This window comes from Anaerobacillus sp. ABA4_114, assembly GCF_056159065.1.
Window position 1 is genome coordinate 3,030,590 of record NZ_JBSWUM010000001.1, and the last position, 13,451, is coordinate 3,044,040.

Annotated in this window: 11 protein-coding genes; all 11 read right to left on the bottom strand. The window is 39.1% G+C overall.

What is annotated here, in order from left to right; all coding sequences use genetic code 11:
• Positions 1–84: 84 nt before the first annotated feature.
• Positions 85–1,116: an McrC family protein gene (locus ACXAEY_RS15640; protein WP_474813181.1), complete on the bottom strand. Its 1,032-nt coding sequence runs from the start codon at positions 1,114–1,116 to the stop codon at positions 85–87.
• Positions 1,117–3,654 (bottom strand): AAA family ATPase, encoded by a 2,538-nt coding sequence (locus ACXAEY_RS15645; protein ID WP_474813183.1) that lies wholly within the window; start codon positions 3,652–3,654, stop codon positions 1,117–1,119.
• A 606-nt stretch (positions 3,655–4,260) separates the two neighbouring features.
• A complete protein-coding gene (locus tag ACXAEY_RS15650) occupies positions 4,261–4,551 on the bottom strand; it encodes a hypothetical protein (RefSeq protein ID WP_474813185.1) in 291 nt (96 codons plus the stop codon).
• A gap of 173 nt (positions 4,552–4,724) precedes the next feature.
• The gene (locus ACXAEY_RS15655) at positions 4,725–5,129 is read right to left on the bottom strand and encodes a type I restriction-modification system subunit M N-terminal domain-containing protein (RefSeq protein WP_474814854.1); all 405 of its coding nucleotides are present in this window, start codon (positions 5,127–5,129) and stop codon (positions 4,725–4,727) included.
• Between the two features lie 215 nt (positions 5,130–5,344).
• Entirely contained in the window at positions 5,345–7,660 is a 2,316-nt protein-coding gene (locus ACXAEY_RS15660; RefSeq protein WP_474813187.1) for a hypothetical protein, read from the bottom strand.
• A 26-nt stretch (positions 7,661–7,686) separates the two neighbouring features.
• Entirely contained in the window at positions 7,687–9,588 is a 1,902-nt protein-coding gene (locus tag ACXAEY_RS15665) for an N-6 DNA methylase (protein WP_474813189.1), read from the bottom strand.
• Between the two features lie 46 nt (positions 9,589–9,634).
• Positions 9,635–9,880 carry a hypothetical protein gene (locus ACXAEY_RS15670; RefSeq protein ID WP_474813190.1) on the bottom strand — a complete coding sequence of 82 codons (246 nt, stop codon included), beginning with the start codon at positions 9,878–9,880 and terminating at the stop codon, positions 9,635–9,637.
• A 503-nt stretch (positions 9,881–10,383) separates the two neighbouring features.
• Positions 10,384–11,082, bottom strand: coding sequence for a DUF421 domain-containing protein (locus tag ACXAEY_RS15675; protein ID WP_474813192.1), 699 nt, complete (start codon positions 11,080–11,082; stop codon positions 10,384–10,386).
• Between the two features lie 220 nt (positions 11,083–11,302).
• Entirely contained in the window at positions 11,303–12,079 is a 777-nt protein-coding gene (locus tag ACXAEY_RS15680) for an HpcH/HpaI aldolase family protein (protein ID WP_474813194.1), read from the bottom strand.
• Positions 12,076–12,792: an alpha/beta fold hydrolase gene (locus tag ACXAEY_RS15685; protein ID WP_474813195.1), complete on the bottom strand. Its 717-nt coding sequence runs from the start codon at positions 12,790–12,792 to the stop codon at positions 12,076–12,078. The genes ACXAEY_RS15680 and ACXAEY_RS15685 overlap by 4 nt, the downstream gene beginning before the upstream one ends.
• Before the next feature lie 4 nt (positions 12,793–12,796).
• A complete protein-coding gene (locus tag ACXAEY_RS15690) occupies positions 12,797–13,420 on the bottom strand; it encodes a cupin domain-containing protein (protein ID WP_474813197.1) in 624 nt (207 codons plus the stop codon).
• Between the last annotated feature and the right edge of the window lie 31 nt (positions 13,421–13,451).

A 13,451-nucleotide genomic window follows, 5' to 3' on the forward strand; every position in this document is an offset into this window, starting at 1 on the left:
ATTATACCACTTTTTTCATGAACCTTGACCTAGATAATGGAAAAAGAAGGCAGAGAGTTCTCTGCCTTCTTTTTCTTTTGTATATTAGCTAAGCTGTATGATTCTAATTAAGCTCTGATAGATCTCCGACCACCTTTCATTTAAATGAATACTCTTTATTTCTATTGAGATATTCTCACTCCACTCATAAACTTCATCAACTACTCTACCGTTATAAGGATAAAGCAATATCCCCCGTAACTTTTGGTTCTTAGACTGATGCATTAAATAAGTAAACAACTGATACATATGCCCACTTCTGAATGAGCTTTTATTATAGTAGGTCTGAAAGATCTCTCGATAAAACTTAGCATCGATAATAACCTTCTCTTTTCCATTCTTATGAGTCATTGATACATCTGTCCTCATCCCTGGAAGAAGAGCAGTGTTACCTTTGAGTTTCCATTGCAACTTTTCCGATTGAACATGATATTCATTTTGTTCTAATTGATAAAAGCGAAGCAAGAACTCCTCGAAGATCCGATTCAAATCTGAATCTTGCAAGCTGGCAGTGAATAGAGACCATTCACCACTCTTATGAGATAGCAGCTGTAATTCATATAACATCTTTGCAAGGTGAATCATGGGTTTGTAATACAAGTTATTTCGATTAGATATTAGATTACTAAAGATTTTCTTATTCAAATGAATGGTTGATACTTCAGGTAGCCGCTCCCAAATAAGGTAGCTTTCTTTTCTAGTAGTCTCTTGAACGAGACGGTTCTCAAACAACCCCTGAAGTGTTTGCTTCATTATTTGGTTACTGATGATATCCCTTGAATAATCATCTTTTTCACAAACGACCATCGGCTTCTTTTCCAAAATATTAGCCATGGACTCTGTGAGTAGAAGTCTTCCACCTAGTCGATTTGTTTCTTCGACGTGACTGATATAACCCTTACTTAATCCTCTTCGGATTAGTGCTTTCGCTTCTTTGTTAAATCGCTCTGCCAAAAAGTCATAATTTATGATTTCTTCATCGACATCATTCATACTCTGGATTAATTCTGGCATGTTGTTGGCGTAGCTCAGCATACAGAACAAATTTCTTATTGGAACCTTGAATTCTTTGTTCACTTAAATTCCCTCGATCAATGACTCTACTTCTTCAGGACGATCAAAATAATATTCTTCTAATAGAGGTAGAATCTCAAACTGTATAATTGTTTGGAACCAATGCTCTTCGTCTCTACTATTTAATGTAGAAGTGAAAAAGGAGTGCCCAATTTCATATCCTCTTCCCAGTTGGAAATCACTAGCGATCTTAGCGTTTAATTTCTGTGCAGCTGAAGCGATTCGTTCCACCATTTCTTTAGAAACACCTTTTTTCTCCATATACGTTTTCCACTTTTCATTAAAAGCTGGAGTAAGCGTATAGAACGCAAACCTTCTTCTTAACGCAACCTCTAACTGGGCAAGCGACCGATCAGCTGTATTCATTGTCCCAATTAAATACACATTAGCTGGAACCGTAAATTTCTCTTTGGAGTAACCCATTGTGACATATTCTTCTCGTTTGTCGCGTTCAATCAACATAAACAACTCACCAAATATCTTAGATAAGTTACCTCGATTAATTTCATCAATGATGAAGTAGTAATCTTTCTCAGGATTTTCCTCAGCTCGTTTACAAAAATCATAAAAAACACCGTACTCTAGAGAAAAGCCCTTATCTCCAGGGCGGTACCCCATCACAAAATCTTCGTAAGAATAAGTCTGGTGAAACTGAATCATCTCTACTCTCGAATCATCTTTCTCTTCCATAAGAGAATATGCTAGACGCTTTGACACAAACGTCTTTCCTACACCAGGAGGTCCCTGTAAGATGATGTTCTTCTTGTAATTTAATAAGTTTGCTAGCTTGTCATAAGCCTTCTCTTCCATAAATACTTCATTGAGGAAATCATGCTTCGTATAGGACTCGTCCTCTGTTTCTTCATACTTCATCTCAATCGCCTGCTGAAGCGAATCTTTCAAACTCCACTTGTACTGTTGCAGATCTGTATACTCACCCGTGAAAAGTACTCGTTGGTATTCCTCTTCATTGATATGATCACTAGATATAGGTGTACCCAGTTCTTTAAGAATCCGTTTGCTGAGAGAGACCATCTGAGTAGTAAACGAAGTAGGGTGAATACCAAGAGATAAGGAAAGGTCCTTCGAAGAACCCTCTCCCCCTAATTCATGCATTTTAAAAAGGTAAGTAAAATCGCTTTTCTTAAAAACTTCGTGAACATTCATGAGTTCAATCCATTTTTCTTTATTAAGCTCAATGTCACGAATATTAGATGTTACATCAGATGTCTCTTCATTTAATATAGTAGATACTTCAACTAACTTTTGCTTAAAGTCTTCATACGTAAATTGAGTGACATCTTTAATCGTATCAATCTCATGTTCTCCTGCTCGTGCATGCTCTGATCCAAACATTAAACCATAACTTAACCCTTGGTCTCCGGAGATGCTCAAAAATAACTGAGGAGCTATTTTGTGATTATTGTACTTCTCTTCATAAACTGCAATCCAACAGCGCGAGCCTCCAAAATTTTGATTCCAGCTAAAGTCGTTCAACACTTTTCCAGGAGTAAACGTAAATCCGCTGAGTTCTTCAAAATGAGTAGTACACTCATGAACCTTCCGCAACTCTTCCTTCACCTTTTCTTTTATTTTTATGTTATATAGTTGAAACATGATGGTGAAGTTATTCCAGGAATTAAGAATGTTAGTATCGTATTGCTCATTAACTTCTGTTTTTATTCTTTCTAAATCAGCTATAGTAACATCCTTGTTATTAAGTATTGCTTCAACCAGTAGGTACTTAATTCTATTAATCTTCTCTCCATTAAGGTAAATCTTCCTTAGGCTTTCCATTGACTCTCTATCGAATTGTTTAATCGTCTCTAATAGAGATGCAGGTTCTTTCTTAAAGTGATGGAGATTCTGAGCGACTCCGTAAACATACTCCACAGCAGATTCAAGAACGATTTTGTCATACTGGGTACTACAAAAGAAAAAGTCTTGAACATCAAGCATAGTAAGACTGGAATAGTTTTCTTGTAACTTCTCTAGTACCTCATTACAAAATGTTAGGTATTCTACATAGTTCTTACTAACCGTTCCAAATTTACTTTCAATGCCATAAGCCTTCTTTATGTCTTTAAAAACTTCTTCTTTATAGATGGGGTACATTGTGAAATCATAAGCAGCCAGGAGATAACCGAACAAAGGCGCACCTAATGAAATTGTTGGTTTAAATGCTTTTCCTTTTTCACGAAATTGATCTATTCTGTCTGTTAACGGCATGGAAATATCATAGAGTCCGTTCCAAAGAGTCGCCACTTCTTCAGGCTTTGCGTCAGCATACTCCGTCAGGTCTGCTGTGTTACTCCAGTGGACAAAGCTTCCTGTCGTGGGATTTTCCTTTTGTAATTTTCGTGCGATATCTCCGACCGATTGAGGTGTAATTTCAATGTTTCTGATGTATTCATTTAGTTCTGATAGGATTTCGAATTTATAGGACTCATCATAAGTGGCTGTTTGTTTAAAGGATAAGTATCTTTTGTAAGCTATTTCGGTGTAGTTATTTGTTGAAAATAAGGTTTGGTTTAAATTCATCTCGACTCTCCTTAAACATTTTATATAAATTGACCTTTTCCAAGTTATGTAACTAGTTTAACATGTTTATGGGAATACCAATTCTCTTCATTCAGCCAGTATACTACTATATCTGTTCCCTAAAATGCTGGCATTGCTTTTTTAGATTAATCACAAACACCGTCCCCTTGATTTCCGTGACTATTCAAACAGTACCTGTCACCACCTGGTAGATGTTTGGGGAAGGGCCATTTTACTCTAGAACAGCTTTTCAAAGAACAATGCATCCAGAACCGTAGAGTTTTTTTCAATTCTCTTGATAAAAGTTTCACTCTCCTCCACTATAGAGAAAAAAGATCAACCCGTGGCTGATCTTTTTCCATACTACCTTATGCTCTAATCTGATATTAAAAGACAAAGCGGCTTCGAACTCTCCTTCACGGCTTTTAGAAATCTTCCTTCTTCCCCCAACCGTGATTGCAAACTCAATATAGGCTTAGCTTTCAGTGAATGATCAATCACAAAAGATACATATTTCATTCGCCAAATTTTGAATCTAGACGTCTGATTATGAGTACTCATCATTCACCTCTGTTCATGATAATTCCAATCTAAAAAACTATAAACCTACGATGCTGTAGCTAAACGAGCGCCCAACTGTACTCCGAGTGGAATCGATGCCCTGGTGATTAAAATAGATAAAAACAAATACATCCCACGAGCTTTTCCACGAAAAATGAACAGACCGACTAGAAATCCCAGCGCCCAGATAAGGAGAATCACAAAAAACTCGGGTGCAACCCACGTTTTATCAGTATAGTTCTCGGCAATCGCCCCACCAGCAAAAAAGGTAGAGATCAGCACTGCTATCACGCCGCTAATAATCGAATTGATGATGTAAATGATGTTTATTTTCATCAAGACCACACCCTTTCTTCTTCGGATCGATTTCCAAAAGATGTTACAAAAATATTAACATAAATATCCAGTTAGGATTGCTGGCGATGAGACACAGGGACAGGTGTTTCGTCTATATGCATTGGATCGAATCATGCGCTTCATTTGTAAATAGAATTAACGTGGTAAGCAGGTTAGTAACACTCACCAATAAATTCCATCATTTTTAGACTTTTGAGTGGGACAAGCAACCTGTCCCCATGTCTTTGAGTCGGAATCACAAAAACCGCATTTTCCAGGTGTTTACTAAAGCGGGAAGTTTGCTCTCCCACTTTTTTCATATGGGGAAAGACTTCGTCCTTAACAATCGTAAACATGTCTTCCGCTTTTTCTTCTTTAAAATTTGTCCACCGTAAACGCTCTTGTTCTTTTGTATAAATAAGGTTTTCCACTCGTTTTCCTGTAATTAAGGCTTGTCTTTCTTTCCGTTGTTGGGTATCATCTAACCCTTTGATAAATAGTAAGTAAGTAAACTGTTCAATTACAGTTAAAGGATTAGTTATTCCTCCTGTCCAAAAATGTTCCCATATTTTATCAATTTTATTTTTTTATTTCCCCTGTAATCATCGAGTTGCTCCTCCTAAGATGTATTCAATACACTAACACTAAAAAATACTCTATTAGTTCTATTTTACCATTACATACCAGTTTTCTAGTAGTAGAAAGATTTAACTTTTCACTAACTCAATAAATTACATGAGATAAGGGTTGAATACCACTCCAGTCCTTCCCTTATCTCTTGGCAATCTATAGACTATAATTCCTCTTCCTGTAATCCTCCTAGATTTTCTATCATTGGGATGAGTATAGGAGAAATCATTCGGGTGATTTCCTCCACTTTATTAGTTGGATCCTCATTATCCTCTTCCGTTTCCGTACTATTGATAATTCCTAGCCCAATCAAGACCATCCCATATTTGTATTTATTCTTGATTAATTCAACATCTTGAGACCTTGATTTTAGTTCCGTTGTGAGATGGATATTATCCATGTTGATGTGGAAGTCATAGCCACTTTCTCCATTGTTTTCGACTTTCAGGGCAGATTCGTTATTAAAATTTTTCTTCTCCCACTCTTCACGAGTAATTTCGAAGATATTAGGTAAAGCAAGCTTCGATTGCTCCTCCCTATTCTTTTGGTCATTAGAACCTGACCCCTTCTTTCGTTTACCTTTCCCGCCATTACTTGTGTTTTTCTTATCTTCTTCAGCAACTAGTTTGAATATTTCTCGGAAAGGTTCGTATCTACTTTCATCCGTAACTACCAGGGTGTAGGTGTATTCTTCATTCACCTTTGCATCGTCTGGAAGCCTCACATTCAACGTAGCAACTCCATCGTGCAAATTAATATTATACGTGCCTACTCTCTCGCCATTCAGTAGCAAAGTGGCTTCTCCTGGTTGTCTGCTACGATCAAAATAATCATTAGTTGAATCGGTTTCAAAAGGTATTCTTGCTCTAACATTCTTCGGTACTGTTCTGGTATAAAATTTATTTCCTTTTTGTCTCAGCTTGAAAAAGGTTGGAAATTGTTTTCCCTGGTAGTCTTCCGATTCACCAGTTTTCTCTAAGTTGAAAGGGTTTGATAGTCTTTGACCCGAAATGAAGAGCTTTGATAAGGTCGGAGATTTTTTCATAATATCATCAAGAAGGTTAGTTAATGGTTTGTCATCACTCAGTTTGTTTGCCAAAGCTTCTTTCCTTCTCTCTTCACGAAGTGATTTCAACATCGCATGATTTTTCACTAAATGGCTCAACTCATCTTCAATCAACTTGCGAAGCTCCCCTTCTCTTAATCTATCACGACTATTCATAAACAGGTCTTCTCTGGAACGACCATCCAATTGTGTACAATCCACAATGATCAATAAAGAATTGGCGAGTGCCCCCATTCCGACGGATTTCCTAGTAAAAAACGCTTTTGGAATATCCCCATGCGTTTGACCATTGACTGTAAATATAATGCCTTCACCTTTTTTATACTTCTCTTCCTTACCTTCTTTGAAGGCAATAATTGAAAGTTTCATTTCTTGCCCTTTAATAGTTATTCTAGATGAGAGCGGAAACCCTTCTTCAATGTTGCTTCTCTTATCCTCTGTTAACCGGACATTCAAACCGGATAAAGTGGTTTCCAATGTATGCCCTTTATAATCTCTTCTTTCATAAAAACGAATGGGCATAGCTAGTGTTGGCATTAGCATCGATAACCTGTTGTAAAGGTCAAAGAGAATATTCGTAGTAAGACCTGGAACCTTATATTCAAACAGCTTAATAAATGTTCCATATTCCATCGCTTCTCCAAATGCGCTATCTTTAGAGGGGAGCAGCTCTAATTCGTTTGCTTTAAACCCTAAAATATTACCTCCTGGAGCAAGGTACGTGTAGACAGAGCTCCTTTTCCCCTTAGTAGGAGGTTCCCTTCTAACAACAGTTACTCCCCACTCTTGAGAAGAATCATCTTTATTTAGTTGTGGGTGTCTCTTTGAAATGACCAATTGCAGGTTATTGTCCCCGCAAAACTGCAATACGCCAGAACCACCCATATTGAACTTTCCTTGCACAAATGGGATCCTCAATTTATTAGATTTATTTAGAGAAAGAATAGTATTAGGAAGGCTTTTTGGAGATTGCCCCTCGCCTTTGTCAATAATCGTGTAATTCGGTTTGGATTTCTTACCCGTAGCCACAAAATTGATATTTTCCGCTAGCTTGGTTCTTTCTCTACTATCCAGGTTAGAGAGTTTTCCTTCGGGGATTTCAAAGAAAGTCGATAGAGCTGCGTCCACATCTTTGGGAGCAAAGTCCGATGTAGGGTCTACTACATTAATAAAACATTCTTTCATTAATACAGCATCTACGGAGTTGATCAACTTTTCCACCAAAGCAGCATCCGGAGAGCTCTGTTGGTTCCCTATGACGGAAAAGTTGTTTTCATTATCGCCATAACTCCTCCAGTGTTTGCTACCCCATAAATCCATTTCCTTCAAAAAATCAATTACTTCTTTTTCGGACTCGCATTTCGCTAAATGAATCGCCATAGTCTTAATGTCAGTATCCGTCTTTGTAATCATATTAATTCCTCCCCCTAAATTGCAGATTACTTTTCTTGTTCAAATGCTACAGAAATTTCCATATCCCGATACAATTGATGATAATCCTGCACCCTTTTTTCCTCAGCTTCCTTTAATGCTAGCTTATAGGCCTTATCCGTGTTTTCAAATGATTCCCCAATTTGCTTTTGCTTTTCATAAGGTAGCGCTGGAACCAGTACATCTGCGATTTCTTTTATACTGATCACTTTTACAGCAGTTCCCTTTTGTGAAGAATTCAAGTAGTATTGACCGACCGGGCTCTCCAAGTAAGCCTTCAAAAACTGAGGATGCGTATTGTCCATCGGTCGTAGGCCAATGAAGTTATGAGACAGAATAGCACCCTCTTTTACTACGGAGACTACTGCAATCTTAATCGCCGCACCTCGTGCTGAAACGAGAATATCTCCCTTCTGGACAGAGTATTGTTCGGCTTTTCTTCTATCATTTAAAGGTACTTTTTGTAACTGATCCCACAATATATCTCCATCTTGAACGTCTGTAAGTTGTATCACTTTATATCTTGTGCCTTCTTCCTCTTGTTTTGCCTTCGATGGCATATTCATCCCTCGATAAATTTCAGCTACATCGTGTAATGCTTTCTTTGGCAACTCAGATTTCAGAAAACTTTTCCTATTCACCGTGACTTTTCCGATAAGAGAATCTACATCATCTATATCGAAGTATCTATGAATATTCAAAGAACCTTCTCGGATATCGGAATTACTAACAAACTTACTATATCCCGGGATTTCCTTCCCACTAATAAAAGTTTCTATAATTTTTTTTGTATCTTGATCCCGTAAATAATTGCGGCCTCGCTCTTTCTTGAATTCTGCGGAAGCATCGATAAAGAAAATGTTCTCCTTCCTCTCTTCTGTTTTAGCTTTATTTACAATCAACAAAGCCAGAGGAATGGCCGTAAAGGAAAATAAATTGGAAGGTAAACTGATAACCCCTTCAATCAAATCGTTCCGAATTAATTCTTCTCGAATTTTCCCTTCTGCTCCACCGCGGAATAATACTCCATGAGGAACAATGAACGCTGCTTTACCTTGTTCTTTCAAAGACGCAATAGCATGTAAGATGAACGCCATATCTCCACTTTTTTTAGGAGGAAGCCCATACACGAAACGACCATAAAGTTCGTTTTTTACTAACTCGGGCTTCCAAGTCAAACCGAATGGAAAATTCATGGTTACATAATCAAATGCTTTCAAACCGTACTCATCTGTGAATCTTGGTTCTGTTAATGTGTCTCCTACCTCGTACTCAAAACTCTGAACCTGATGCATAAACAAATTCATTTTACCAATGGCTGCCATATCTTCATTAACATCTTGGGCATACACGGTTACATTTTCTCCAGCTTGTTTTGCCTGTTTATAAGCCTCCAACAGTAACAACCCCGTTCCAGCTGTACCGTCATATACACTCTCTTTTTGTACACCTAACAACTTTGAAAGTAATTCATTGATGGACCGTGGAGCAATCAATTGCTCCGCTTTAGAGCGCTGTTCTTCCAGAAAATGATACAAGAAGTTTTCAGTAATTCGTGCAATACCTTCTGCTTCAGGATCATGGTATTTATTCAGGACACTTACAAACTGAAACAACACCCCTTCATCTAATTTCTGAATAATTTCCATGTTGAAGGTCCCTTGAAGAACAGGAAAAGTGTGCTGGGCAATTTCCATAGCTTTGATTAAACGGGGCTTTATGTTGTAACCACTTCGAGTAACTTGCGACCAGGATTCATGCTCACTGACCTCCTCCCGGTGAAGCTTTTCAATCACAATGAGTGTCAAAGATCCCATTGTCATATGAACACTTTCTTCCAACGTCAACTCTTCATTTTGTAGAATATCCATCCCTTGCCATACAGCCTTTTGAAAATTCATTTCTTTCATGGTTTTTCCTCCAATATTTTTTCGAGTAATTTGATTACCTCTTAATTCAAGACGAAAATTGTCTTTTAATCCCTTTCACCTCGGCAAATGCCTGTTGCAAAGCACCTATGGCAGCTTGACCACGACTATATACAATAGAAGTTTTTTGCTTTTCAGCAAACATTTTGTCTTCCCATGTATTCTTTTGAGAGCAAGCATCTACTGACAAAATAATGCAAATACATATTTTCAAAGAAGGGAAGTATTCGTTTTCTTTCTTAATCTCCAACTGGTGAATCACTTCAATGTTCATTTACTTACTTTTTTTATTCAAAGACTTGTTGTTATTGCCAACTATCAATAATACTTTATTCAATATAAACTCTCACCCTTTCAACAATAAAAGTAATTACATTACTTTAGGTAACAATTTAAAAAATATCACCGACATTTTTTGGTTACTTGAAGTATAATCGAAAACCCTAATAAAGTCAACTACTTTTTAAGGTAATTAAATTACTTTATTTAGGGACCTGTTTGCTAGCCGGAGTTTTCGCTGATTAGTGACATTAGTTTTGCTTATGGAAATATAAATAGCCTGCCATAGTAAGTCACAGGCTTAGCATCAAATAAAACTAAAGCTATGATTACAAAACGTACATAAGGGTCCATAACTTTCAAATTCTACCCCTTCAGAAACGCCGCATTTAGGACACATAAGATGAGACACAGGGACAGGTTCATCGTCCCAATAATTATCTAGAGGGACAAAGGGACAGGTTCATCGTCCCAGCTTTCCTACTTTCCCCCACGCCCCTAACGAACACCATAACCATCCTTCATATCTAGATGTATTGCCCCATCTTGTTGCACCTCTGCATAGAAAACTTCGGATGGTGAAGTAACTCCCGCTCGATCCATTTGTTCAGTCAACCACTTCTCATCCAGATTCAACAGAAATAAGTTCTTAAAGTTAACGACACCATCTGAGATGACTTCCGTCGCAATAGGAAACTGCTTTGGTTTACTTGAAACATTCATGTCGTTTCTCGTTACGAACTGATGAGGATTGGTTTTTAAAACAGACAGCTTTCCATTCGTTTCAAATATCGCAAGATCAACCTCAGATAATTGGAAGACATCTTTTTCTCTTAGAAGCGTTCGTAGTGTATCAATATCCAATCGGGTTTTGCGAAGAGCATGTTCCATGATCTTGCCTTCTCTAATGACGATGATCGGCTCCCCTGTCGTCACCTTACGTGCACCTTTAAATTTGATATCGATAAACCCAATCAGTATCGGGATCGCAAGCCATGCCACAAGCACAATTACCCCTTGGAATAAACTTAGTTCCTTATTCACCACGATATCCGCAGCAAGAGATCCAATTGCGACAGATGATACCCAATTAAAGAACGTCATCTGACTGATTTCTTTCCTGCCGGCTATTCTCGCAAGCGCAAATAGCACAACGAATGTAACTCCTAATCGAAGTAATAACTCTGACATACTCATAGTAAATCACCCTTCTATCGTGAACCGTCCACACCCTGGATAGATTGAATAATATCTATAGGTACTATCTGCTATATTCTAGCTGACTATTCAAACAGTGCCTGTCACTACCCGGTTTGACTTAAACATTGTCGATGAAATGCAATAACATTAAACCAAATAAAAAAACAACAAAAACCCCGCTCCATCTAAATGGAACGGGGCACAAACACTCTATATCCTACACCTTCTCTTCCAACTTCCTAATAGACTCCTCTTTCACATCCTTAAACGCCCTCAACATCACAGAAACCCCAATAATGCCTACATAATCAGCACCTTTATTGAATGCCTTCTGTGCACTTTCCGCATCTCCAGCAACCGTTCCAATTCTATAATTGCTCTCTTTAGCTGTCTCATACAACCGCTCCACAACCTTCTGCACGTCCGGATGCTTTGGTCCTTCTTCTTTATAATTCATATTCACTGAAAGATCCGTCGTCCCGAGGAATGCAAGGTCGATTCCTTCTACATCCATAATCTCCTTGAAGTTCTCTGCAGCTTCCTTCGTTTCGATATGAGGGATTACCAGAATGTTATCGTCGGATTCGTCGAGAAAAGCTTTACCTTTATCCATCCCAAAACGTGCTGCGCGGTGGGAGTAAGCTGCACCTCTTATACCGAGGGGTGGAAACTTTGCCATCTCGACTGCTCGCTCGGCGTCTTCTTTTGTGTTGATCATCGGAACCTGTATGCCAAGAGCACCACGATCCAGTGCTTTTTGTATGCTTGAAGGGTCATAGGAGACTCTGACGATTGGGACGAGATTGACAGAATCAGCTGTTCGAATCATGTTTTCGAGCTCGGAAGTGCTGAACGCGCCGTGTTCGTCGTCAATCACGACAAAGTCATACTCACTGTACCCGATCATTTCAACAATGTTCGGAGCGTACATCCCGATAAAACATCCTATGACACGTTCTCCACGCTTTAGCTTGTCTTTTACCGCATTGGTCATACCATCCCTCCTTTCGTTTCGTCTTTCAGCCAGTCTCTCATCGCTCGAGTTACTTCTTCAGGTGCTTCCATGCTGCTCAAGTGTCCACAGTTTTCAATTGTGACGAGTGATGATTCTTGAATAAGTTCATGCATTTCCTTATGAAAGTCAGGTGGGCATACAGCATCACCTTCACCAACGAGCAAGAGCTTTGGACACGTTACGAGCTTTAGCCGCTCTCTCGCATCCGTTCTCGTTCCAACTGCTTTCAGCTGACGAATATAAGCCTCCGGGCCAATGTCCTCTGCCATCTGAATGATCGTATTTGTTAGTTCACGGTTTGTGAGTGAAGTTGGATGGATCAGGTTAGGGAGTAGATCTTGTACGATCTCCCTAAACGCTCCATCCTCTACTCTTGTGATCAGCTTTTCCCATGACGCTAGTTGAGCTTCCGTTGGTGCGTACGGATTCGAATCTAGCAGTGCGAGTTTTCTAATCCGCTCTGGAGCAATCCGAATAATCTCCATCGCTACGATTCCACCTAGCGAGAGGCCTGCGAGCGCAAATTGTTCTGGGGCTTCCTCTAGTACAGATTCCGCTAGGTCCGTAATCGTTTCATACTGTGTTAGGTCAGGGATCGTGATGCTTGCGGTCACATCGGTAAGGTGCTCCTTCTGATGAGCAAAAAGTCGTTCATCACAAAGCGTTCCTGGTAGGAGAACAAGATGTTCCATCGATTTATTTCTCACCAGCTCGAAGCTTTTCTGCCATCTGTTTTTCGAGCTCTTCATAATGATTAGGCTTGATCATTTTTCCTTTTTCATCAGCGTTGAAGCCATGCTTCGCTGCGTTTTTGATTACCTGCGGGGACCAATATGGGTCTTTCCCATCGAAGACTTCGTGCTGTTCTAGAATTCCCAAGCACCACGCGTCTTCATCGCTTACGTTTTCAAACCCACGCCATAAGCCTGGAGGGAGTGAAATGAGGTCCCATTCTTCAATGATGGTTTCACCTTCGATTTCGTCTTCACTATTTCCCCAGTAGAAGCGCCACTTTCCGTTCAGCGGCATGAACGCCTCGATGTAGTCATGAGAGTGAAACGCTGGTCCATTACCAGGAGGAGCTTTGACCATCCCGATTTGAAAGCCGTGTGGTTCCGTGATTTCAGGCTCATACTTATCGTTTTCACTCGCCGTATCGCCGATGAGCGCATAGTTCAAACGGTTGTGTCCTGGGATAATGCTATCGATAAACATCAGTGGTATCGCTTTTGATTTTAGTTCATCAAACCGTACGATCCAGTTGTTCTCCATGTCTTCATTCGATACGCCTTTCTTCACCTTTGGTTGCTGCGTTTGCATTGTAAAACCATCCTTTCAAGATTTAAGAGTT